The sequence below is a fragment of the Lysinibacillus sp. G4S2 genome, from assembly GCF_030348505.1.
In the GTDB taxonomy this organism is placed as follows: domain Bacteria; phylum Bacillota; class Bacilli; order Bacillales_A; family Planococcaceae; genus Lysinibacillus.
In genome coordinates, this window is sequence record NZ_JAUCFJ010000002.1 from 192,773 (window position 1) to 217,750 (window position 24,978).

At 36.9% G+C, this 24,978-nt stretch carries 16 protein-coding genes; 9 read left to right on the plus strand and 7 right to left on the minus strand.

All coding sequences use genetic code 11. The features are described 5' to 3' along the window. The first annotated feature begins 492 nt into the window (after nt 1-492). The 5 genes from QUF91_RS01315 (at nt 493) to QUF91_RS01335 (ending at nt 5,958) form a co-directional block, all read left to right on the plus strand. A complete protein-coding gene (locus QUF91_RS01315; protein WP_285398675.1) occupies nt 493-816 on the plus strand; it encodes a helix-turn-helix domain-containing protein in 324 nt (107 codons plus the stop codon). 189 nt (nt 817-1,005) lie between these two features. After that, on the plus strand, nt 1,006-1,620 hold the full coding sequence (locus QUF91_RS01320; protein WP_289416588.1) for a PH domain-containing protein: 615 nt from the start codon (nt 1,006-1,008) through the stop codon (nt 1,618-1,620). 459 nt (nt 1,621-2,079) lie between these two features. Continuing rightward, nucleotides 2,080-3,402 (plus strand): acetamidase/formamidase family protein, encoded by a 1,323-nt coding sequence (locus QUF91_RS01325; protein ID WP_285398677.1) that lies wholly within the window; start codon nt 2,080-2,082, stop codon nt 3,400-3,402. A 111-nt stretch (nt 3,403-3,513) separates the two neighbouring features. Next, on the plus strand, nt 3,514-3,771 hold the full coding sequence (locus QUF91_RS01330; RefSeq protein ID WP_289416592.1) for a hypothetical protein: 258 nt from the start codon (nt 3,514-3,516) through the stop codon (nt 3,769-3,771). Nucleotides 3,772-4,482: 711 nt separating this feature from the next. Continuing rightward, nucleotides 4,483-5,958, plus strand: coding sequence for a hypothetical protein (locus QUF91_RS01335; protein WP_289416593.1), 1,476 nt, complete (start codon nt 4,483-4,485; stop codon nt 5,956-5,958). Nucleotides 5,959-6,055: 97 nt separating this feature from the next. Here the strand turns inward: QUF91_RS01335 and QUF91_RS01340 are convergent, their stop codons facing one another. Then, nucleotides 6,056-7,240 carry a CaiB/BaiF CoA transferase family protein gene (locus QUF91_RS01340; RefSeq protein WP_285398157.1) on the minus strand — a complete coding sequence of 395 codons (1,185 nt, stop codon included), beginning with the start codon at nt 7,238-7,240 and terminating at the stop codon, nt 6,056-6,058. Nucleotides 7,241-7,622: 382 nt separating this feature from the next. Then, nucleotides 7,623-8,417 carry a CAP domain-containing protein gene (locus QUF91_RS01345; protein WP_483308101.1) on the minus strand — a complete coding sequence of 265 codons (795 nt, stop codon included), beginning with the start codon at nt 8,415-8,417 and terminating at the stop codon, nt 7,623-7,625. Nucleotides 8,418-9,000: 583 nt separating this feature from the next. On the opposite strand from QUF91_RS01345, the gene QUF91_RS01350 reads away from it, so the two are divergent. Both QUF91_RS01350 and QUF91_RS01355 read left to right on the plus strand, forming a co-directional pair. After that, entirely contained in the window at nt 9,001-10,569 is a 1,569-nt protein-coding gene (locus tag QUF91_RS01350; protein WP_289416595.1) for a sensor domain-containing diguanylate cyclase, read from the plus strand. Nucleotides 10,570-11,190: 621 nt separating this feature from the next. After that, complete coding sequence (locus QUF91_RS01355; protein ID WP_289416596.1) at nt 11,191-15,459, plus strand: S-layer homology domain-containing protein; 4,269 nt, start codon at nt 11,191-11,193, stop codon at nt 15,457-15,459. A 288-nt stretch (nt 15,460-15,747) separates the two neighbouring features. Here QUF91_RS01355 and QUF91_RS01360 read toward each other — a convergent pair whose 3' ends face one another. From QUF91_RS01360 to QUF91_RS01380, 5 genes are all read right to left on the minus strand, one after another. Continuing rightward, entirely contained in the window at nt 15,748-15,900 is a 153-nt protein-coding gene (locus QUF91_RS01360; protein WP_285398162.1) for a hypothetical protein, read from the minus strand. A 66-nt stretch (nt 15,901-15,966) separates the two neighbouring features. Further along, nucleotides 15,967-17,361, minus strand: a complete 1,395-nt coding sequence (locus tag QUF91_RS01365) for a nucleoside recognition domain-containing protein (RefSeq protein WP_289416597.1) — start codon at nt 17,359-17,361, stop codon at nt 15,967-15,969. Continuing rightward, a complete protein-coding gene (locus tag QUF91_RS01370) occupies nt 17,333-18,058 on the minus strand; it encodes a FeoB small GTPase domain-containing protein (protein WP_289416598.1) in 726 nt (241 codons plus the stop codon). Before QUF91_RS01370 ends, QUF91_RS01365 begins: the two co-directional genes overlap by 29 nt. Continuing rightward, nucleotides 18,055-18,309 carry a FeoA family protein gene (locus QUF91_RS01375; RefSeq protein WP_285398165.1) on the minus strand — a complete coding sequence of 85 codons (255 nt, stop codon included), beginning with the start codon at nt 18,307-18,309 and terminating at the stop codon, nt 18,055-18,057. The genes QUF91_RS01370 and QUF91_RS01375 overlap by 4 nt, the downstream gene beginning before the upstream one ends. Before the next feature lie 419 nt (nt 18,310-18,728). Continuing rightward, nucleotides 18,729-20,030, minus strand: coding sequence for a hypothetical protein (locus QUF91_RS01380; RefSeq protein WP_289416599.1), 1,302 nt, complete (start codon nt 20,028-20,030; stop codon nt 18,729-18,731). A 564-nt stretch (nt 20,031-20,594) separates the two neighbouring features. On the opposite strand from QUF91_RS01380, the gene QUF91_RS01385 reads away from it, so the two are divergent. Together QUF91_RS01385 and QUF91_RS01390 are read left to right on the plus strand one after the other, a co-directional pair. Continuing rightward, a complete protein-coding gene (locus QUF91_RS01385; protein ID WP_289416600.1) occupies nt 20,595-21,269 on the plus strand; it encodes a hypothetical protein in 675 nt (224 codons plus the stop codon). Beyond that, nucleotides 21,229-24,927, plus strand: coding sequence for an S-layer homology domain-containing protein (locus tag QUF91_RS01390; RefSeq protein ID WP_289416601.1), 3,699 nt, complete (start codon nt 21,229-21,231; stop codon nt 24,925-24,927). The genes QUF91_RS01385 and QUF91_RS01390 overlap by 41 nt, the downstream gene beginning before the upstream one ends. Nucleotides 24,928-24,978: the final 51 nt, after the last annotated feature.

Consider the following 24,978-nt stretch of genomic DNA (forward strand, 5'->3'; position numbering starts at 1 on the left):
CAAAAACCCTTTATTGTTGTGGATCGTCATAATTAGCGCGATAACTATTTCCTTATTAATTCGAAATAAAAGTTAACTAACTAACCGAAGTGTCCAAGATAAATTACCTTAAGAAGTGGCGTTCTTAGCTTGAGATCTGCCCACCAATCAGTTATCTTGAAAGGCAAAATAATGGCTCACCAAAAGTTGTGGATGACGTTTTTTAAATATATGCGCTATATATTAATCGAAACGGAAATCACCAACACGTTATGTGATGAGCCAAAATAATACTTTATATACTCGTTTGAAAAGTCTATAGTAAGCACGGAACTATTTTTTTAGGGGTTAGCTAGGGCCCTTGAAAAAGGAAGGCTTATATTAAAATGTCTTGAAAAGCCTTAAAATCAACGATGCAACTTAAGGTTGCGGAAAAAGTAACCAATGAGTTCTCGATTAATTTTATGGTTTTCAGTAAAGTTAAGGTATCAAAAATGATAGGCGGAATGATTTATGAATTTATCTCAGAGTTTAAAAAATAAAAGAGAAGAGCACAATTTTTCACAAGAAGATATTGCTCAAAAATTAAATGTTTCTAGACAATCTGTTTCAAAATGGGAAAACGGAAACTGCTATCCGGATTTAGATAATCTTATTTTATTAAGTGAGCTATATAATATTTCGCTAGATGAATTGGTTAAGGGCGATAAAAATTTTCAAAAAAAAATTGTAATCCAAAATACTGAAAATAAACTTCAAACGACTAGATGGTGGGTTTTGATACCGATTATTGGTATGCTATACGGATTGCTTTCGATGATTTTGAATCATTTTTAAACAATATAGCTTTTACATAGAGTACACTTAACTCCGGCGTTCGCTCACTGATCGCTGGAGCTTTTTTAACTCCTTTCCGATTCCGGACGCAACTATGCCGAGGCAAATTGATTAGCATAAAGACTTTTTGAAACTTTTTACAGGTAGAAAGCGTAATAAGAGTATCAAACCATCTAGGAGGGAAAATTGATGTTTAAAAAAATAGCAGCAGACGCACTTGGACTTTCAGATATTGGAGTAGTTATAACTCGTGAGGACTATGATAAGGCGGATGCAGATGACTTTATACTGCATGAAATTGACGAGAAAATTTATTTCTTAATTAAGACAAAAGCAGATGAGTATTGTTTTACAAATCGTGCAATTATTCATGTAGACGGTGAAAGCGCGATGAGCAAAAAGCGTTTACTGCGTCGTTATGACTACTCAATGCACAATATTAGTGGAGTGTTCCTTGAAACAGCAGGAACTATTGACCTTGATGTCGAAATTAAATTTACAATCAACAATACGCCATTTTCAATTGACATTCATAAACGTTTTATTAATGACATTAAAGATTTATATAAAGCGTTGCATGCCATTAGCTATGAGCAAAAGCAAAATGCATACAAGCTAGAGGTAGCAGAAAAGAGTTTATCGATTGCTTCTTCTTCCATTGGCCGTATCGGGAATGACAATGTCATACCATCTGCATCATTCGAGGAGATTACACGGTTTGCGAATAATTGGATGATTGACCATAAGGACAAATACAAGAAAGAAGATTTCTCACACGTTTTTGATTTATACATTAATAACTAAGAAAATATAGGCTACTAAAAAGAAAACTAGTATGCTTGAAGATATTCTTCCATGCACAATTTATGAAAAGAGCTGTACACAATCAACTGTAAATAGCGATGATTGTGTTTATGTCAAAATAAAGTGCAGACTTTTACGATACATTTGTACGAGTCTGCACTTTTTTATGTATAGATGGCTTTAAAATCTACGAAGTTAAACTAGCTTTTATTCATTTAAAATAATAGAAATACACTGATAAGAAGTGATTTCTATACTATTTTGATTTCTCAATGTATATGTGTAGCGATATTTTCCTTGAAATGGCAGGAAATATCAATCTTAATGTCGAAATTTAACTTTATATAGGAGAATTTTTTAGGCATTTTAAGATTTTAACAAAAATCTATATACATAAAATCAGAACTAGGAGCGTGACGAAAAGTGATAAACGAATTGCATGTGCTAGAAAAAGAAGAAATGGAAAATGAAGACCTTGTACAGCCGCCGCAAGCCGCAGAAACATTATTCGTTAATGAATTCATAGATGGAATTTTAGATCCACAACAGAAAATGCTTGGACCTGTAAAAGACGGTGGGACAATTATTGCTAATACGACGCCAGGATGCTGGGGCCCAATGCTAACACCGACGATTCGTGGTGGGCATGAAGTGACAAAGCCTGTATTTGTAGAAGGGGCAGAGGTAGGGGATGCCATTGTCATCAAAATTAAATCCATACAGGTGACATCATTAGCAACAGCCTCTGGACACGATGAGGCAATTTCGGATCGATTTATTGGGGATCCATTCGTATCAGTAAAATGTCCAGGCTGTGGTAAGCTTCATCCAAGTACAGTTGTCAAAGGGATAGGTCGGCAGTCTATTCGCTGTTCGACATGTGATACAGAAACATCACCTTTTAACATGACAAATGGTTATACAATGGCATTAGATCATAAAGGTAATATTGGTGTGACTGTTGGACGAGAAGGGGCTCGCCGTATTGCTCTTGATGCGAAAAATTATATGCGCACACCTGAAAATTCTGTGCAAAATCCTGTAGTAGCGTTAGCACCAAGTGATTTGATAGGTGTTATGGCAAGAATGCGTCCGTTTTTAGGGCAGCTTGGAACGACACCTTCAAAAGCGATGCCAGACTCTCATAATGCTGGTGATTTTGGTGCGTTTTTAATCGGAGCACCACATGAATATGCATTTACGCAGACGGAATTAGATACACATCGCACAGATGGGCATATGGATATAAGCCGTGTTCGAGAGGGAGCAACAATTATTTGTCCTGTAAAGGTTCCAGGCGGCGGTGTGTACATTGGTGATATGCACGCAATGCAAGGGGACGGCGAAATTGCAGGACATACAACGGATGTTGCTGGTATTGTTCAACTACAGGTAAGTGTATTGAAAAAAGTAGACTTGGATGGTCCAATTTTATTGCCAAATACAGAAGATTTACCATATACAGCGAAGCCTTTTACAAAGGAAGAAAAACGTCGTGCACGTGAGCTTGCAGAGGAATTCGGTGTTAAGCATGTGGAGGAGGCATTTCCTGTATCAGTTGTTGGCTCTGGAACGTCATTAAATGAAGCAACAACTAATGCTATAAGCCGTGCTGCAAGGCTCTTTGAGATGAGTGAGCCAGAGGTTATGAATCGAGCGACGATTACAGGCTCGATTGAAATTGGTCGTCATCCAGGAGTCGTAACAGCAACCTTCCAAGTACCTAAAACAGTACTGAAAAAAGCACGAATTTATAAGCCAGTAAAAAAACAATACGATTAAAAGTATAAAGAGAAGCCCGAAAAGAAAGCAAACTAGAAGTATTTTATAGTTTGCTTTTTTGTGTTGTAGGGAGAAAATTGAACGAATCTTCTTGGGTTAAAAAGCAAGGCTATGATGAAAGGGTGGGGGACATGCTCCTTCACGAACAAATTTGCTGATGCCATAACAGGTGCAATTGATGGATTGCATTGCTTGATGAACTATACGGGGACACGATGCTTTATGGCGTCACTTGGTGGGATCGGTGTACTCGTAAATCGTCGTATGGAATGCGCCGTTATCCCAGGTTGCAGAAAAAACTTTTTTAATATTGTTGGAAAAATGGTCAAGGGAATTTTTGTGAATGTTGTGTCGCCTTATATAGAGTGATTTTCGTTTCAGGCTACCCGTTTCCTCCGTTTCGCTGTTGCTGCCGCTGCGCTTTCGGGGCAGAAAAACATAAGACAAATAAAATTTGTCTTATGTGAAAACCTTTTTGCATCTGCCGCTGCGCTTTCGATGCAGAAAAAATACGTCAAAAAAACTTTGACGTATTTAAAAGCTTTTGCCCCTGCCGCTCCGCTTTCGGGGCAGAAAAAATACGTCAAAAAAAAACTTTGACGTATTTTTTTGTAACTATTTAGTTGGTCGCCCGTCTACTGTTGTGAGAATGCTTTTTTCTCGATTACATTTGTGAATGGCGCATAGCTTTTATTAGTTGTGCGTACTAGGGTGCTAGCTTTGACTAGCGTAGGCAATGAGCTATTTGTGACAATACAAATGGGCTACCAACTTATGAGTGATTGTCCAATGCTCATTTGCCGTATTTCTTTCAGATATTTTTATATACAGCAAGCTTCAATTTTTTAACCCATCTAGGAGGTATTTGTACCTTTTATAGATGGCTTTTTTTATGTTGATCTAGCTAAAATTGTTCAATTTGCACAACTATATTGATTGTAACTTCTTAATACATATCTCTATTTTTTTAGCATATGTTGGATAAGATTTGTTATATTGAAGAAAGAGTGTTAAAGGCACGTATTTTACATGATAGGGGAAGATCTTTGTTGGTTGAATTTGATAGGGGGATCCAGTTACATGCTGTTGGATTGTGATGAGCAGTTATTCATGACATATAAACATAGTGGTGAAAAAGGTGCTGAAAAGTTACTTTCAAAATGGTTTGAGGCAGAGATTGACTCACAGGTAGACCCGAAAATACTAGGTACTGCACTTTCACCAAATTTATTTTTAGTGAATGAAGAAACGGCGATGAATATTGCGTTTTCAACTGCACGAAAATATTGGGGTCGTGTAACGACAGACATGCAAACTTTTTTTAACAAGCATGGTTTGGATACTAAATTTGTAAATGAACGTCTCAATGATTTTTTTTATACGCAAAAAGGCAAGGAAACCTTTTTTGAGCAGCTTTTTGCACAGCATACAATGGACTTAGAGCGATTAATCTGGCTAATTTTTGGGAAGCGAATGCAAATTACAATGCCGGTTAATGAGCTAGAAAAGATATTTTTATATAAATTTGAAAATGTTTATTTTGTGCATATGATTTATAAAGAAGATACTCAATTTTGGCATTGGCTTTTCATCAAAAAAGTTTATTCACTGTTTATCCACAAACCTTTAGAAGAATTCACATTTATCCATGAAATGATGGGTCATATTGAACAATCTACAAGAAAAACTTATGCACATGTGGATAACTTTGTGGATTATTATAAAAAGACTCTGGATAAGTGTATAACTTATGTGGATAACCGTAATTCTACTTGCTTGGCGAAAAAACAGCTACATCTTTACCAGATTGTAACTCACTATCGTTTATCAGAAGGGGATTATCGGTGTGTTAAAACTTTAATTACTTCCTTTGAAGCGGATTGGCGTTATTCGATGTATGCATTAACGGAGAAAGAAAAAGTTCTGATAGCCTATCTTCTGTTTCATATAGCGCATCGGGAGAAGAATAATGAAAGTGTTATTCAATATGGTGAGTATTTATTAGAAGATGAACGGCTTAATAATTACGCGATAGAAGTTTTGTTGGAGTATAAGGAGTTATTGCCTAATCGTAAGCCAACACCTCCTGCCATTATTAAAAATTATGAACTTAATTTTTTAGAAAATTTGTATGCTGTATTGCTTGATCATTATGTAAGAATGGAGCGTTATCAAGAGGGGCTCCTGCTTTTACAGGAACATGTACTAGCATCCAATAAAAAAATACATGCCTCTTTAGTGCAGAAAAACTATAGTAATGAGCAATTTATCGCGATTGAAGCATCAGTTCAGCAAGATATTGCTCTACATGTTAATAATTCATTACAGCATATTGGTTTGTCTGTGGAAGAATGGCGCCAACATTACCGTCAGCCTGATACGCCTTATTATTTGGTAGCACAGAGCGCATCCTTGCATATGCTAAATATTTTAAAAGTTTTATTTGTTACGGAGCAGTACGAGCTTTTTGAAAAATTAATGGAAATCTATAAAAAATATTTGCTCATAGAGGATCATTTCGAAAAGCTAAGAGTATTTATAAGTGCGTATGTTTAACTTCTTTCAACGGATTAGAAATACAAAAAAAGTGTCTAATATGTTTTAAATGCAGCATTAGACACTCTTTTTATTTCATATATTTTGCGTAATGGTACTATTCTAAAACCCCTTTGTCCTGTAAGTCAGCAATTTGCTCGACACTATAGCCAAGTGAAGATAAAACTTCTTCATTATGCTCTCCAAGTTTGGCACCGACATGCTTGTACTCTGGCTTGGCGCCGTCAAACTTAAAAGCAGAAGCAATTTGCTTTTGTATTGTACCATCGCTCTTGGGAATATCTACAATCATGTCACGAGCCTTGAGCTGTGGATGCTCGCATGCTTCCGGAAAAGTTAAAACTGGTTCGACACATCCCTCGAAATCCTCGTTAAATACTTCAAGCCATTCTTTGTAAGTCTTCGATAAGAATGCATCATGGACTGCCTCTTTAAAACGAATTTGTGTATAGTATGAATCATTAAAAGTATTATCAATGAGCTCAGGAATATCAAGCGCTTCACAGAGCAATTTGCGGAATTGAGGCTCAAGACTTCCTACAGAGAAGAATCGGCCATCCTTTGTTTTGTAAAAGTCATAGTAGCTGCCGCCATTTAAAATTTCCTGTTCGGGCTGAGGAACACGACCACCGCCAATATAGGCAGACCCATACATAGCGTTGAGCGAGAATACCGCATCCGTCATACTTATATCAATATATTGTCCTTCACCTGTTTTTTCGCGGTGTAAAGCAGCTGCGAGTATACCAATTGCCGCGTGCATTGTACCCCCGGCAATATCAGCTAGCTGAATACCCATTGAGACAGGTTTTTTATCTTGATGGCGTGAATAATCAAGTAAGCCGGCTAATGATAAATAGTTATTGTCATGTCCTGGTCGATTGCTATATGGTCCAGTTTGTCCATAGCCTGTAATTGAACAATAAATAACCTTTGGATTTACTTCTTTTAGAGCTTCATAGCCAATGCCAAGTCGTTGCATGACGCCTGGTCGAAATCCTTCGATAATGACGTCGTACTCTTTAACGAGTGACTTGACAATTTCTATAGCTTCAGGCGATTTTAAATTTAATGTTAATGATTTTTTAGAACGATTCAAATGTTGATGAATATATGACTCGTGATCATCGTCGTAAGGAGGCATAATGCGCGTTAAATCTACACGCTTTGAAGATTCAACGTGAATAACCTCTGCGCCTAAATCAGCAAATATCATTGTCGCCATTGGCCCTGGTAGTAATGCAGAAAAATCGAGAATTTTTAACCCCTTTAAAATACCCAAATCTCCCAACCCCTTTTTGTGTAGGCTACAATGCCATCTATTTTTGAGAAGGAATTGTAGCGCTTTTCTCATTATCCCCATTTTGTGAAAAGCGTGCACCATTTCTGTATTAATACAGAATGTTTGTTAATTTATCAGTATTATAACAGAAGAATTGATGGCTTGACCATGTTAAGTTTTATTATAAAATAATTAGTCAGAAAATTATATGTCAGAATAACAATAAAAGTAAAAAAATTTAGAATAAAGATTCTCTGTCAAATTTCAGATAATAACTTTCATTTGTCTGAAAATTTTATCGTGATAAAGATGTAAAAAAATCTCTATGCAATAAATTTTCGCATAGAGATTTTTGTGTGCTATTGATTATCGATTAACCAAATTATTTAGAATAGAAGTTAACTGTATAATAGGGTGCACCGTTATCTTTAAAACAGACACCAACAAAAATATGTGTAAATTCTTTTCTTAAAATATTTGTACGATGTCCTTTTGAATTCATCAGTGCTTCATGGGCAAAAATACTATTGTGCTGTCCATGGGCTAGATTTTCGCCATACCAGAAGTAATTAACTCCACTAACAGTGAGACGGTCATTGGAATGATTACCTACATGATCCTTATGGCTAAAAAATTGATGTGTAATCATATTGCTGCTGTGCTGTCGAGCAATGTGATTACATTTTTTATCATAAATAAGTGGCTGTAATCCTTCTATAACTCGCTCATGATTAATAAGTTCAACCATTAAATCTTCAAGCCCTGTTCGTAGTTCATTGCAAGGCTTACCATAATAACCACTTTTACTTAATTCTGTTTCGGCATTAATCCAAATGATAGAACGAACTTTATTGTTTTTGTGTAAATCATAGAAAAAAGTAACATAGTGATGATCAATTAAATAGGTCCCATGTGTAGCATTGCCTTCACAATCATTATAATCGAGTAAATAACTTGTATTTTGATAGTGAATGGCACTGAGCGGAAGACCATATTTTTTATACACATCTGTTCGATTGGCACCGATAAGAACACCAAATACGCTATACCCAATACGTGTTTCATATCCTCCAATCTCATTAGAATTATGTTTTCCTACGAGGGAGAATTGGGCGTAGTCCGCATTTACTCGATGCCATTTCATTTTATATTCACTTTGAAAGCTAGGTAGTGACAAAGTTTTTGATGTTTGAACGAGCTGTCTTTTTTGGATTAAAAGAAGTATTGGCCCATAATGCCATACTGAAACCAAACATAATTGGAGCTGCTTTACGTAACAACATATTTATACCCTCTTCTATAAATTTACAATAAAAATCTATCGAAAATATAAGAGCTTTATAGATATAAAATACTATATTTTTATTCTGTTAACGATGCTAAAATTTTGGAACTTTCCCTACTATATGGATCATCCTCCGAAAGTTGGGTATGGTGGTGATTTAAACATATGTAATGATCTTCGTTCCAACAACGCGACTCCTTGGAGGGCAGCGTCACAGGGCTTATCGGATGCCCCGAGAAAGCGCCCAGTTGGAACGGAAATCAACCCCACGTTATGGTTATGAGCCTACTATCGTACTTTTGTTATAATAGGGTCATGAAAAACACTATTTTGACAAATGTTTTTTCTTAACACACGAAATTATCCTTAATAAGGAATTTTTTGTGCTTTAATAGACTGATAGAGATAAAGTTAATTGGCAGTAGTTGAAAAAGATATTTATAAGAAATTATAAGCTAGAGGTAAAGGGTAGAAAATGAAATCAAAACGTATAAAGTTAAAACATTTAATCATGGGAGTTGCGTTGGCTGCATTTTTCTTAACAAGCATTGGTAGCATTTGGAGCGGTTATCGAATGAATGTTGACTCCATTAAAGAAAATACGCTTGAAACGAATCGAGTATATGCTCAAAAATTAGCGACAACCGCAAGTGCTTATCTAGAGGAAGCTTTTAAGATTTTAGGATATAGCGCCAACCATATAAAGTCGAAAATGAATGATGAGAATGCGTTGAATAGTGAAACAGAGCGTTTGAAAATGCAAGATAATATGTTTAACGCAGTGTTTATCACAAATGCAGAAGGTCTTGTATTATCTGTTACACCACCAGCTGAAGAGGCACAAGGTCAAGTATTAACAGCTGTTGAAACAGAAGAAGCGTTATCGAAAAGGGAGCCTTTTGTCTCAAAACCTTATGAAGGGATTACAGGGCGTCTTCTGATTTTTATATCGTATCCTATTTTTTCAGAGAAAGATGAATATTTAGGAATGGTTGCTGGGACAATTTATTTAAAGGAACGAAATGTTTTTAATACGTTACTAGGGGAACATTATTATCAGGATGGTTCGTATGTTTATGTAGTTGATTCAGACGGACGCGTTATCTATCATCAGGACCCAAGTCGTGTCAATGATATTGCTATTGATAATAAAGTTGTTCAAGCAGTAGTTTCTGGAAAAAATGGAGCACAGCAAGTGGTGAATACAAAAGGAATAGAAATGCTTGCTGGTTATAGTACAGTCCCTTTAACAGGTTGGGGTGTTGTTGCTCAAAGACCATTAGATGTAGCATTAGAACCTTCATTTGATCGTGTACAGGATGTCATTATAAAATCCATTCCTCTTATGCTAATTTCACTCATTATTGTACTTTGGGCGGCAGCACGTATTGCAAATCCTTTACAGCAATTAGCTACTTTAACAGAGGAGAGCTTGGAAACGAAAAATGTAGAAGGCTTGAAATCTGTGCGTGGCTGGTATTTTGAAGTTTATTATTTGAAGAGTGCTCTTATACACAGTTTAACGTTTTTACAGGGGCAAGTGTCTTATTTTAAGGATCAATCTACAACAGATCCATTAACAGGTATAACGAATCGTCGCACGATGGATGCAATGCTAGCTGAATGGCTGGAAAACAAGTTGCCGCATGCCTTCATTTTGTTTGATTTAGATCATTTTAAGAGTGTTAATGATACGTATGGCCATGCAGTCGGCGACAAAGTATTGCAATTTTTAGCTCAAAATATGAAAGCGGTCGCTCGTGATGGAGATGTTTGCTGTCGCTACGGTGGCGAAGAATTTGTTTTGTTATTGCCAAATACTACAGCTGAGGAAGCGGCACAGGTGGCGGAGCAACTGCGCCATATTTTGGCTCATACTATAAGTCCTTGTGGTCGCCCAGTGACATTATCTGCTGGAGTTGCTGTATATCCACAAATGGCTGACACTGCAGAAAAGCTGATTGAAGCTGCGGATGGGGCGCTGTATCTCGCAAAACAAGCTGGACGAAATCAAGTCATGGTCGCTGAACAAGAAAATAAATAAAAAAATGTATTGAAATAGGCTTACATCTTTTATTTTTTGGGTACACGATTAATACGACAATCATTTGGGCAAGCTACTTTTAAGTCATTCCCCATATGACTTCTAAAACATGTTCAAATGATTCGTAAACTCGGGACACATCTCTCGATCGACTTGACAAGATGTAAGGTTATCCCCCTTTCCCTTATGACATCGCAAGTTCGACCGGATGTATGCCTATATATCGCTAAAGCCAAGAGAGCACCGATGCTCCTTGGTTTTTTTGTGTTATGAAAGGAATTTCAAAAAAACGGTTGGTCAGTAGACGAAGAGTGTAGTGTCCAAACTGTTTTTTTGATTCATCACCAAAAGCTAGGGATAACATTTGTTAAACGCAGACTGTAAATATAAGCAGATCTTCGTTCCGACTGACACCCCCAACAAAGCGCCCAGTCGGAACGGAAATCAACTCCACGTTATGATGATGTGCCTTTTTGAGCTTATTGCTAGCTTTTATTAACGATTTTTTTCCATTATTTTAGAAATGTCTATGAAGGTTCACTATCTACCTGTCGATATAAAGGGTATGATGAAAATGATATTTTGTACGTATCAAAATACATAAAAGAAAGGAAGAGTGGGATGGATAAAACAAAAATCCAAAAAGTGAATAAAGCACTGATAGCAACGGTTTTTGCTACTAGTGGGATTGCTGTTGTAGTGCCACCACCACAAAAGGCAGCAGCAGCTACTTCACCATTTACAGATATTGACCAATATTCAAGTCATTATGACAATATTTTAAAACTATACTCTCAAGGTGCGATTAGTGGGTATGCAGATAAAACTTTTCGACCAAATCAAAATGTAACACGTGGTCAGGCAGCAAAAATGCTAGCAACTGTTTTAGACTTAGACTTAAAAAATGTACAAGATCCATATTTTAAAGACGTTCCACAGGGCAGTGAATACTATAAATATGTAGCCGCATTGCAAAATGCAGGAATCATGTCTGGATATTCAAATGGAACATTTATGCCAAATGAAGTCGTTACACGTGGGCAATTAGCGAAAATATTAGTGCTAGGCTTTAAATTTGAGGTGGCATCTAATTACAACCATAGCTTCAAAGATGTAACAAGCCAAACAAGCAACGCCATCTATATACAAACTTTAGTTGATTTAAATATTACAGAAGGAACAACACCTGTCACATTCTCACCATTTGATGCGGTAACTCGTGGACAAATTGCATCCTTTATTGTGCGTTCACAAGAGAAAAAGAGCAATGCCACATCTTTCAAAATTACAGGTGTTGAAGACGATGTTGTCTACATAAATGCTGAACCATATTCAGTACCAGAAAGTCTTTCACATATTTTTAACGAATATAATGCACCAGTATTAAAAGGTGCGTTTATTGAAGGGGATCTTTCAGGCAAAACTATTCGCTCTGTATCGAAGCTAACATTGAATGCGAGCGGGACAAGCTCAAAATTCCTAGAGTTTGATGGAGATCATGGTTCCTTCGGTGCGACAATTATCGTAAATGGGAACTATATTGAATTTTCAAATGTTACATTGACTGGCACAATGTATGTGAACGAAACGGTACGTCCACCTTTACATTTAGGTGTTTCCAACTATAATCCATTATCGATTGGCCGTATAGCAAGCAATAATTTTGCGTTTATCGACTGGTCTAAACCCGAAAATCCAAATGGTGAAAATCCACCCCCGTCCAATAACGGTCCGACAACGGATTTTGAAAATTGGACAGATCAGAATTCAAACAAGAATCCTGATAAAAACAAGCCATTTGAGAATTGGTCTAAAGATAAAGTGACGATGAAAAATGTTGAAAAACATATTGAATTTTATAACAGCACTGTATCACGCCTAGTCGTATCTCAAAGCGGTACAAAAATCGAAACAAATATGAAGCTACCACGTGTAGACATCATCAGAAATGTCCGTGAATTTGAGATTCAAGGAAATATCGGGACACTAAACCTCAATACAGATACAAAGCTAACAATCTACGGAGATGGCAAGATCGACTGGATTAACTACAATAGCTATACAGATTTAGAGCTTTATTTGGACGGTCGTGTAGGTACTCTGTACGTTGATAATGCATATGGTTGGGTTGATATTGGAGATTACACATATATTGACAAAGTTATTATACCGAAGGGCGAGTCACCGAATAATATCTTCGACGACTTCCTAGAGGATAAAGATAATGTAGGCATTATTACTGATCCAGACGGTAAACCGATTGATAAGGATGAAATTGAGAATCAAAAACCGACTGATAAAACGAAACCAATGGTTGATATCACAAAGGTAACACCATTAAATGGTAGCGATGCTCAGGTGGATTTTACGTCAGATGAAGTCGGCACTTACTATTATATAGTTCGTGAAAAGAGCGCTGATGCACCAACAAAACGAGAAATGGTAGAACGTATTGCTACTGAAAACGCAGCAAGTGGAACAGGTGCGGCTGTAAAAGGCACAAACACTGTTAAAGTCACTAATCTAGGTGAGAAAAAAGAATATGTCGTTTATGTAATGGTAGTTGATGGAGCGAAAAATGCTTCGGATATTAAATCACAATCATTCCAAATGAAGGATGGCTCACCGCCAGCCGTAAAGTCACTTACAGTAGATCCACTAAATGGCGGAACACGCGCTGAGTTAAAATTTACAGCGAGTGAGCCAGGGGAATATTACTACTATGTGCGTAAAAAGACGACTGCCGCAGATCCTACAACTGCAGACATTATTGCTAAGCCAACAGGTAAAGGGAAGGCAGTTGCGGGTAAACTTGGGATTACTGAAATTTTAACAGGTTTAGAAGCTGAAACAGAGTATCAACTTTATGTAGTGATGAAGGATGATTCGGGTAATAAATCGGTGGACCCTATTCCGAAAGAGGCTATAAAGGAATTCAAGACAAGTGCGTTAGACAAAATTCCTCCATATATAGTTGGAGGAGAATTATATAAATTGGACGAGATTAAAAACGAATTTTATGTAACAGTGAGCGAAGAGTTAGATCCTATTACTGCTGAAAAAGTAGAGAACTATGAATTTACAGGTACAGGGATTATTAATGTAGGCTTACAAAAACCAATTCGTCCCGAAAAAGTTGTCTATAATAAGTCTCAAAAAAGGTTAATCTTCACTGTTCCTTCATTAACAGGTTTTGTCAATGGAGATAACTTAGTTGTAACTATATCTCCAACTGTTAAAGACTTAGCTGATAATGAATTCGAAAACATTAATAATATTCCGCCTAATAGTGTTCCAAGAAATACAGCTGAATATATTCATAAAGATGGTGAGTGGCCTTACTTAACAATCATAGGGGAACCTGCGATTAATAAGGAAAAAGATCAGACACTCGTGGAATTCAATGCAACAAAAGCAGGTACTTATCATTATTTAATTATGGAGTCAGACTTAAAGTTAACAAGGGATGATCGCCTACGTTTAATTGAAGCTGTTCAATTGAATTCAAAAACTTTTAAAGTTGGAACAGAGGATGTAGCTATTGTCGGTAGTGGTGGTAATAAACCAGCGCAATTAGGACAACAAAAGGTTACCATTCCGCTTCCAAATGCGACACCACCATTAGATCCATTTAAGAGCTATTCGATTTATATGGTGCTACGAGATCGTTCAGGGAATGTATCTGACATTCAAACAAAACATGTTATTGATGACCGTACACCACCGAAAATTGAAAATACATCAATAAAAATAGCAGAAGGTGACAAGAAGGCTACTTTTAGATTTATGTCAGATGAAGATGGAACATATCACTACATCTTGAGAAAAGAAGGAGATCCAACTCCACCACCAACAAGTGCAGCAGAGGTTATTGCTAAAGGAACAGCAAGCAATATGCGGAAAGATACAAATGAAATTAATCTTTCCTTAGAACCTCATCAAAAATACGAGCTTTATGTTGCTGTAAAGGATCGCTATAATAATGAAACAATGTTACAGGTGGGTACAGAATCGAAAGTTTACACGTATGATGAAAAACAAAATAAACCAATGAATCTGACACCTGGCGAGAATGGCACAGGTGTTATGGCATACAAATTCTTCTCAGATGGGACACCACCAAAAGTAGAAGATCCTATCTTTAAACGTCTCGATGGCAAAACATTTGAAGTAACCTTTTCAGAGGCTGTTGATCTAAAGGATTCAGATTTTAAATTAATAGATCCAGATACAAATACAGCTATTTCACCATCCTATGCTTCATGGAAATGGGAAGATACGACTGGTAAAAAGGATTCTGACCCTCGTAAGCTAATTCTTAATTTTGCTAATGAAGTGAAACAAAGCTTTGACATAACTGTAAATGCTACAGCTAAAGATAAAGGTGGCTGGACATTTAGTAAGGAAAGAGCAGAGTACAAATATCCAACGAAAGTGAATACAATTACTTCTGCAACATTATTACCTGATACACAGTTCCTAAGTAATCTAAATATTTCTAAACAGGTTCAAGTTGTCGCAAACCTAAATACTGATATTACATGGGATCAGCACTATTATTGGGCAGTCCTTTCTGAGGGATATGAATTAACATTAGAAAATGTACAAGAGATTATAACGAAAGCAGATAGCAGTAATTTCACATATATTCCTGGTGGAGCAATCGTTTCATACGGAAAAGGAAAAATTACAGCACCTAATGACGCAAGTTCTGCCAAAACGTTTACAGCTATCCAAACTGGAAGTGATCCGAATTCAACAAACGTGTTCCAAAAAGACCAACGTATTTATCTATTCACAAAAGATAAATATGGAAATATTGTTTACGCGAAAGAATCAACAGCTCCAACAGCTCCAACTTATGTATTAATCAAGCCTAGAACTCAATAAGCATAAAAAAGAGGCAGGGCATAACGAGGGCACTGAAAAACTTATGTTTTTTAAACGATTAAGTTTTTCGAAATTAATAAAGAGGCACTTTTTGTTCGGATTTGAACAGAAAGTGCCTCTTTTCTTTGATTATTTTTATTCTTTTTCATTCAATAACTTGACTTTTAATTTAAAGATCACTTTGTTGAAAGATATTAAATTTCATATTTCCTAAAAATTATCCAATCTTTTAGGATGAAAAAAACCCTCCTGAGTAAAAACGTAGCAGAAGGGCTGTCGTATATATATTTAATAAGTATTTCGTTTTATTTCGGCAAGCTTTCGCTTTAATATTGCATTTTGTTTATTCATTTGGGAAATTTGATTTTCAATAATTTTTTTTCCATAACCTTTAGGGGCAGAGGCGATTAAAACAACATTATCATCTGATTCTTTTTTCATTGTTGCATCCTCCTATCAGCTTTTTTAAGAAATAACAAAACCGATATCCTTTAATTAGCCCCTCCATCACACCCAACCAAACGCTCGAGCAACTGTCGCCGTTAGCCATGTTACGCTAATGGCGATAACAGTTGGAATTAAAAATGACATAAATGTCCATTTCGCACTTTTTGTTTCTTTATAAATGTTGACTAAAGTCGTTCCGCAAGGGTAGTGCAGGAGTGAGAATAACATCATATTTAAAGCTGTTAGCCACGTCCAGCCGTGGTCGATAAACACTTGTTTTAGCTTCGATAAATCTTCAATTTCTAGCATAGCTCCTTGAGATAAATACGCCATAATTAGGATAGGGATAACAATTTCATTGGCTGGTAGCCCAAGGATAAATGCAGCCATAATAAAGCCATCCATACCAAGAGCCTGACCAAATGGGTCTAAAAAGTTAACAAAGTGCATGAGAATACTTGTATTCCCAACGTAAATGTTGGCGAATACCCAAGTTAAAATAGAGGCAGGTGCTGCAACGATAACCGCTCTTTTTAATACATTCCATGCTTTATCAATACTTGCTCGTATGATTGTATTCCAAAACTTTGGTCTTCGGAATGGTGGAAGCTCTAATGTGTAATGAGTTGGTACGCCTTTTAAAGCCGTTTTAGAAAGGACCCAAGATACAGTTAATGTTACAACGACACCGAACATGACAAATCCCATCAAAATTGCTGCTGTCATAAATGTACCTGCTGCCCCGGTAAAACCAGTTACCATAAATAATGATGCTAATAAAATAAGTGTTGGCCATCTCCCGTTACAAGGAACAAAATTATTCGTTAAAATAGCTAACATTCGTTCACGAGGAGATTCTATAATTCTAGTAGATAGAATAGCTGCAGCATTACAACCAAAGCCCATTGCCATAGTTAATGATTGCTTCCCATGTCCTCCTGCTCGTTTAAATAAACGGTCCATGTTAAATGCTACTCGTGGTAGATAACCGTAGTTTTCTAATAGAGCGAACATAGGGAAGAATATAGCCATTGGCGGTAGCATAACACTAATAACCCAACCAGTCCCTCTGAACAGCCCGAGAACTAAAACACCATGTAACCATTCTGGTGCGTGCATTACTTCAAAAAGTGTTGTTAGCTTACTCTCTAAATAGCCAAATAAGCTCGATAACATATCTGATGGTACGTTTGCGCCAGCGATAGTAATGTAAAAGACAGTCCCAAGCAGAATGAGCATAATAGGGAATCCCCAAATGCGAGATGTAAAAATTTCATCTAATTTATCGGATCTGTACATTGCAGGCTGCTGCGATACGACCTTTTTACATAAGGATTTACTTTTAGTATAAATATCACTAACGATTTCATCTCGAATATCCTCATTCGAAACTTCTTTCACTTCAGCTAAAATGTTTTTTAACGCACTATGATTTAACACTGACTGGGACTCCATTTGTTCTCACCTCTCTCTGTCTATTATTCCCATGATTTTGCAGTTTTAAGATCAATTCCTCATCACCGTCAAGCAAGCGAAGGGCAACCCATCTCGATGGATATTTATCATCAAAATAACCTTCTAATTTCGATTCTACCTTTGTTATGGCTTCCTCTATTTCTTTCGAATAGGTCATGCGATAAGGAGTTGTAACAATTTGCCCATTTACTAGTTGATTCAATGTATCTAACAATTGATCAATTCCTTTTTTATTTCTAGCTGATATTTTTACGACAGGGACTCCTAGTTCGCGAGCCAATTTCTTTTCATCAATTCGGATACCTTTTTTCTCAGCTTCATCAATTAAATTGATGCAAATGATGACATTGTTAGTCATTTCTAATACTTGGAGCGCAAGATTTAAATTTCTTTCTAATGATGTCGCATCAAGCACAACAATCGTTGCATCCGGTTGGTCAAAAATAATATAATCTCTTGCTACTTCTTCATCTGTTGAGTTAGAAAATAGAGAATAGGTCCCGGGCAAATCTACGAGTACATATTGCTCGCCTTTATGCTGAAAAGATCCTTCTGCGTGAACAACCGTTTTCCCCGGCCAGTTCCCAGTATGCTGCTTCAAGCCTGTTAATGTATTAAACAATGTGCTTTTACCTGTATTTGGGTTACCTGCTAAAGCTATTTTATTTACTATCACTTTGTATCCCCCCTAACAATTTCTCCTAAAATCTTAGAGCTCTCATCATTACGTAATGCAATTGTTGTATTGCTTACACGATAAGCTACAGGGTCTCCTAAGGGACTTTTACGAAGAACAGAGATTTCTGCTCCTTTTACAAAGCCTAAATCTAATAATCTTCTTCTTAAAGGACCCTCGATCTTTATTTCTTTTATTAAAAAACAATCCCCAAATGAGCATTCAGAAAGTGGTATTAATGTTTTTGTCATACGCCTTTTTTATTCCTTTCGTTAATAATTTTTCCCTAACTTCATATTGTTTCTTTAAGGAAATTTTATTCAAGAATATGCCTGTTTTATGACAGATGTCAATGGTTTTCGGAATTTTTTTTTTGAAAAGTGTGATAAAAGAGCGTATTGAATAGGAGAATTTGGCAATGCGTATTTGTTTGTTGGACCAAGGAATGTTGGTAAAAGGGGGCTGCTTGGCATATCAGAAAGAGCAAAAGTCGTTGATGCACGGATATAAAATAATCCTTATTATGGTGTATTAATGTAAGTTAGATTTCGTTACAAGTGTCCATGAATCTTTAAGAGGGGGGCTATTTTTGATGTTGTGATTGAAGAGCAGAGAAAAAGATAACCCTCTGCAAAAATGCAGAGGGTTATGATGAAAAATATTGAGCGGATTAATTTCTAACAATCTGGAATGTACCAGGTGTAGTAGTTTGAATAAAATGTCGATTTCCTTCTACTGTGTAATCAGCTGGGATTTGCTCGTTAAAGTCATAAGTACGAACGATGGAGGCATTTGATGGTAAATTCTCGAGAATGATTTCCATATCTGCCTCGAATTCAACTGGTTTATTATTTAATGTTGCTTGGAATGTGATCTGATTCAAATTTCGTGTAATTTGAATTTCCATAACACCAGTATCCTTATTAAGAAGCGTTCCTAGCGGTGGAATAATAACCGTCATATTGGATTTTGTTGTTAAAATGAAGCGCTCTGTACTATTTTCCGAGTCAGCAACATTAATTTTTGCCGTATAGGTATTTTTGTTTCTAGTCATAGCTGTAATTTTACCTGGTAAGGCTACTGTATCCGAAAAAACTTGAGTTTTTGTTTTGCTCCCTTTAGTCGGTAGCTCATATTTTCCATTTACATAGTCTGCTAATGTCCAGACATTTGGCACAAGCTGCTGTTGCACAGGCGTTAAAGCTTCGAAAGCTGTTTTGACTGCCTGTACATCTTGAGCAGTGGACGTCTTAGGCGATAAAGCTGCAATAGCGTTCTCCACTTCCTTTGCCGCCGCCTTGTCCTTCACAACAAGCTGTTCAGCATCTAATAAAATCTTTTCGACGCCAGCAGGTAATGAGACGTTTGTATATTTGCGTAGTGCATTGAGCTCAGCTCTTGCATCAGCTACATCTTGATGGAAGCTAATACGAGAAGAGTTTAACAATTGGATTTTATTGACTACTTTATCGATAGATGTATTTGGTGTGATATAGGAATTCAGTATTTTTTGTGATTCTGCACTCACATATGTTTTTTGCGCTGCATTTAACGTATTGTACCAATCTTTCGTTTCCATGACATTTTGATAGTAATTGGATGAAGTTGAATCCACTGAAGCTAATTTTTCATCAATTTGTGCAGCAAGCTTACGATACGCTATTCTTGTCTGTTGGTGATTTGACAGGGTTGAATAATTCGTAACGTATTGTTTTTCCGTTTCAGTTAACGCATTGTAGGCTTTGAGCGCTGCCTCAAGGTTTCCTTGGAATGAGTAATAAGTATCGTTAATGTTCGAAATAAGCTGTATAACATTCGAAACGTTAGAGTTGTAGTAATAATTATTGTATATGTAAGCAGTTTTTGTATGTCCCGCGATATCAGCAGCCGATGCTGACGTAGTAGGTGCAGTATAGATCAGTGAAGGAACAGCAACTAGTGCGAGTAAAGTTAGTTTTCTTTTGTTTTTCATAATATGGGAAACCTCCTGTATGGTTTTGAATAAGTGTGATGGTAACTCATAGGGATTTTTGTCCTAGATAAAATAAGAAATGGTTTATTATTTACCTGCTGAAAAGAGTTCTGTCTAGACGTAAATATCTTAGTAGATGTCGATAACCTAATTTTATCATAGCTTAGGATTTTTTTATGTATATTTTGGATGAATAGGTAAATAGGTTTTGCGTTTTTTTTAAGATTTTGTGTCTTATGTACTTATGAGAGTCTAGAAGGTTAACGAAATATGATGATAAAAACAGGCAATGTTGATGAAAGAACAACAATATTGCCTGTTTTTTATGTGTATAGAATGTGTTCTTTTAAATGTGGATTGTGGATATTGTCATGGAAGCAATTAAAGCACCTATGACAAATTATTGTTGTATATGTTTTGTATAGGTCGATTTTCTATAGTTAATGATGAGGGAATCTGTCGAAAAGAACGGATCTCTTGGAAAAAGATGTTGTTGAGTAAAAGGAGGTATGAGAGTTCATTCACTTGTAATTTAGGAAACTTTAAAAAGATTGGAGAAAAAATATGCAAACAACAAAACAGCAAAAGTGGTGGAAGTATTCACTAAGTATGATGCTTTCAATAATTCTTATTGCTAGTAGTTTATCATTCGCTATAGTACCCGATAGAGCACAGGCAGCAAGCACAACCCCCGAATTAATTGTAGATTATGAATTTACGGATCAAGGAACGGGTAAAATTTTACCAAAGGATAAAAAAGGTAATTCTACATTAGTGGAGGTTTCCGGAACACATGGCGGGCAAACATATGGAAATACAACTGCAACATATGGATCTGATAGTACAGGCCCTTATTGGCAATGGACAACAAATACTAATCGTGGGGGTGGTTTCACACTAGATATTGATCCAACTAAAGTAGGGATTGATAAAACTTATACGATCAGCGTACGTTTTTCTTATGATACATTTCATAGTAGCTGGACGAAAATTATAGATTATAAAAATAAAACTGCTGATCAAGGATTTTATTTTAATGATAATAAACAATTGAAATTCTTTAACGTTGGTACTGATGGAAAAAAATCAGCTACCCCAAAAAGTATAATCGACATTATTGCCACAAGAGATGATAGTACAAAAAAATTCACTGCCTATATGATGGTAGACGGTGTATTCCAAAAAGAAATTGAAGTGAATGATAGCCTCTCCAGTTGTATCCCCTTCTATTGTAGATAACAAAATTCGATTTGGTTTTTTCCATGATGACCATATATCATCTGGTAAAGAAACAACAACAGGTGGGAAAGTATACTCAATTAAATTCTGGGATGGGGCTGTAACACCTGCAAATGTACTTGAGGTTACTGCTGCTAAAGGGGAAACTGAGAGCTCAACAAAACTAACACTCCCATCACCTCAAACATCAGAAAACAAATTTAAAGTACTTGTTTCAGACAAACTACTAACATATCCTATGCCTGGAGATACACTTCCAGCGGGTGTCCAAGATTATACTTCAGAAACTGATTTACCCAATGTAGATGGAACTAAAAATAAATATATTGGAATTTATGAAGTGGATTCAGCTGGTCAAATCGTAGGTTTCCGTTTAATTACATTGAAAGATAATGAAATTCAGGCAAATAAGCAAGCCTTACGAGATAAGAAAAATGAGATTGAATCACAAAATTTAAATGAATCAAACTATACACCAGAAAGTTGGACAAGTTTACAAACAGCATTGACTAAAGCAAATGCTGTATTAGCAAATCCAGATGCAACACAAGCAGAAGTAGATAATGCAAAAACAGCATTAGAAAACGCAGAAAAAGGCTTAGTTCCAGTCTCAGCAACTGTCGATAAATCTAAACTACAAGAGAAGATTGGCGATATTGATGGAAAGCTTGGAAATGGAACATTAAAGGCAGAAAATTACACACCAGAAAGCTGGAATGCATTACAAAAGGCACTGGAGAAGGCAAAAGAAGTATTTGCAAAACCAGATGCAACACAAGAAGAAGTAGATAATGCAAAAACAGTATTAGAAAAAGCAGAAAAAGACTTAGCTCCAGTCTCAGCAACTGTCGATAAATCTAAACTACAAGAGAAGATTGGCGATATTGATGGAAAGCTTGGAAATGGAACATTAAAGGCAGAAAATTACACACCAGAAAGCTGGAATGCATTACAAAAGGCACTGGAGAAGGCAAAAGAAGTATTTGCAAAACCAGATGCAACACAAGAAGAAGTAGATAATGCAAAAACAGTATTAGAAAAAGCAGAAAAAGACTTAGCTCCAGTCTCAGCAACTGTCGATAAATCTAAACTACAAGAGAAGATTGGCGATATTGATGGAAAGCTTGGAAATGGAACATTAAAGGAAGAAAATTACACACCAGAAAGCTGGAATGCATTACAAAAGGCACTGGAGAAGGCAAAAGAAGTATTTGCAAAACCAGATGCAACACAAGCAGAAGTAGATAATGCAAAAACAGCATTAGAAAAAGCAGAAAAAGACTTAGCTCCAGTCTCAGCGACTGTCGATAGATCAAAACTTGAAGAGAAGATTGATGACATTGATGGAAAGCTTGGAAATGGAACATTAAAGGCAGAAAATTACACACCAGAAAGCTGGAGTGCATTACAAAAGGCACTAGAGAAGGCAAAAGAAGTATTTGCAAAACCAGATGCAACACAGGAAGAAGTAGATAATGCGAGAACAGCATTAGAAAAAGCAGAAAAAGACTTAGCTCCAGTCTCAGCAACAGTCGATAAAACAGCTCTTCGAGATAAAGTAGCAGAAGCTAAAGCCAAAAATGAAGGGGAATACACGCCTGATAGCTGGAAAACGATGCAAGAAAAAGTAACAGCGGCTCAAGCAGTGCTAGATAATGAAAAAGCAACGCAAGAAGAAGTAAAACAAGCATTTGCAGAGTTAAATGAAGCAGTATCGAATTTAGTTCCAGTTTCAACAGTGGATAAAACGGCTCTTCGAAACAAAGTAGCAGAAGGTAATGGATTAAATTCAAATCAGTATACACCTACAAGTTGGACTACTTATGCAACGGTTAAATTACAAGCAGAAGCAGTATTAAACAATCCTAAAGCAACGCAAGCAGAAGTAGATGCTGCATTAGCACAATTAACAGCGGCTCAGATCGCACTAGTGAAAGTACCTGTCCAAACACCAGGCCTAGGTTCACTTAAGCCATCAACAGGTACATTAAGTCCGAACTTCTCATCAGAAGTCACAAACTACACAATGAACGTTGATTACGCAACATCTCAACTATCATTTACAGCGTTACCACTTAATCCAGGTGCGAAGGTGACTATGACAGCCAACGGAAAAGCTATAAACATGGCTGATTTCTTCCCACTAGCAGTTGGAGAAAATACAGTTATGATTACAGTGACAGATGATACAGGCTCAAAAACATACATTATTAAAGTTAACCGTGCTAAAGATACTTCATCTGGATCAGGTTCTGGATCTGGATCAGGCGGTGGCGGAGGAAGTACATGGACACCACCAACACCTCCGACTGAAACAAGCACAACAACAAAAATCAAAGTTGATTTAGAAGTCGACGGCGTTAATCCGATGGAGAAAACACCGGTTGAAATTGAGCGCACGAAGCACGCAAACGGTCAAATTACTGACTTTGTGGCATTAACAGAAGCGAGTGCGAAAGAAGCCGTACAGAAAGCCAAACAAATTGGCAATAACATTGCGCGTATCGTAATTCCAGATGTCAATGACGAAGTGGATAAAGTAACGGTTGAAGTACCAAAACAATCGATTCAAACGCTACGTGAAAATGGCTTATCTTTAGAAATTTCAACGGATAATGCGCATATAGCAATCCCAGTAAGTTCTATTGACGGAGTAAATGACAACTTCTACTTCCGCCTAGTGCCAGTGAAAAAGGAAAGCGAGCGCAAGGTGATTGAAGAGCGAGCGAGAGTTGAAAAAGTAGTGCGCGAGACACTACAAAGTAATGATGTGCGTGTTGTGGCACGTCCGATGACAATTGAAACGAATATGCCAAGTCGTCCTGTACAAGTGACACTGCCACTAAAAGGTGTGAAAGTGCCAACAGCGGCGGCAGAGCGTGAAGCATTTTTAGAGCGTCTTGCGGTGTTTATTGAACATACGGATGGCGAGAAAAAAGTTGTATTCCCAGAAGTGGTGACAATGGCGAAGGGTGAACTTGGTTTACGTTTCACTGTGGACAAGTTCAGCACATTTACGGTTATTCAATTCGAGAAACCAACAGTAGGTAAGCATGAGGCTTATATTAAAGGCTTCCCGAATGGTACATTTGGTCCTGAGGAAAACGTAACACGTGCGCAAGTAGCGACAATGATTGCGCGTATCTTAGGCTACACAGATGACCAAACAATAGATTACGCACCGTTCAACGATATTCCAAGTAATCATTACGCTGCAGGGGCTATTGCCTTTGTGAAAGAGCAAGGCATTATGAATGGCGATATGAATGGTAATTTCCGTGCAAGCGAGAACATTACACGTGCACAAATGGCGACAGTAGTTGCGAACTATAAGCAGCTTCAGTTAGATGAAGGTGTAGCAATTACTTTCAACGATACAAAAGGCCATTGGGCACAATGGATTATCGAAGCGAACCGTACTGCCGGCATTATTAACGGTCGTGAGGATGGAAGCTTCGCACCAAACGAGCACCTAACACGTGCGCAAGCTGTTGTCATGATGAACCGTATGTTTGAACGCGGTCCACTAAATGGCGTGACAACACCAAGTTTCTCAGACGTGAAAGCTAAACACTGGGCATTTAAAGAAATTGAGGAAGCGGCAAAATCACACTCGTACTTTATCGACGAAGATAAGAACGAGCAGCTTTCTAAATAAAAAATAGCAAAAGTGGCTGGGACAAAACTGGACAAAACCTTAAAAAGCGCG

What these genes read in the sequence shown, in the direction of transcription:
- QUF91_RS01335 (WP_289416593.1), top strand. Translation starts at nt 4,483, where the DNA reads ATGCTGTTGGATTGTGATGAGCAGTTATTCATGACATATAAACATAGT.
- QUF91_RS01325 (WP_285398677.1), top strand. Translation starts at nt 2,080, where the DNA reads ATGGAAAATGAAGACCTTGTACAGCCGCCGCAAGCCGCAGAAACATTA.
- QUF91_RS01360 (WP_285398162.1), bottom strand. Translation starts at nt 15,900, where the DNA reads ATGAAAAAAGAATCAGATGATAATGTTGTTTTAATCGCCTCTGCCCCT.
- QUF91_RS01380 (WP_289416599.1), bottom strand. Translation starts at nt 20,030, where the DNA reads ATGAAAAACAAAAGAAAACTAACTTTACTCGCACTAGTTGCTGTTCCT.
- QUF91_RS01365 (WP_289416597.1), bottom strand. Translation starts at nt 17,361, where the DNA reads ATGGAGTCCCAGTCAGTGTTAAATCATAGTGCGTTAAAAAACATTTTA.
- QUF91_RS01375 (WP_285398165.1), bottom strand. Translation starts at nt 18,309, where the DNA reads ATGACAAAAACATTAATACCACTTTCTGAATGCTCATTTGGGGATTGT.
- QUF91_RS01320 (WP_289416588.1), top strand. Translation starts at nt 1,006, where the DNA reads ATGTTTAAAAAAATAGCAGCAGACGCACTTGGACTTTCAGATATTGGA.
- QUF91_RS01355 (WP_289416596.1), top strand. Translation starts at nt 11,191, where the DNA reads ATGGATAAAACAAAAATCCAAAAAGTGAATAAAGCACTGATAGCAACG.
- QUF91_RS01315 (WP_285398675.1), top strand. Translation starts at nt 493, where the DNA reads ATGAATTTATCTCAGAGTTTAAAAAATAAAAGAGAAGAGCACAATTTT.
- QUF91_RS01385 (WP_289416600.1), top strand. Translation starts at nt 20,595, where the DNA reads ATGCAAACAACAAAACAGCAAAAGTGGTGGAAGTATTCACTAAGTATG.
- QUF91_RS01390 (WP_289416601.1), top strand. Translation starts at nt 21,229, where the DNA reads ATGATAGCCTCTCCAGTTGTATCCCCTTCTATTGTAGATAACAAAATT.
- QUF91_RS01350 (WP_289416595.1), top strand. Translation starts at nt 9,001, where the DNA reads ATGAAATCAAAACGTATAAAGTTAAAACATTTAATCATGGGAGTTGCG.
- QUF91_RS01330 (WP_289416592.1), top strand. Translation starts at nt 3,514, where the DNA reads ATGATGAAAGGGTGGGGGACATGCTCCTTCACGAACAAATTTGCTGAT.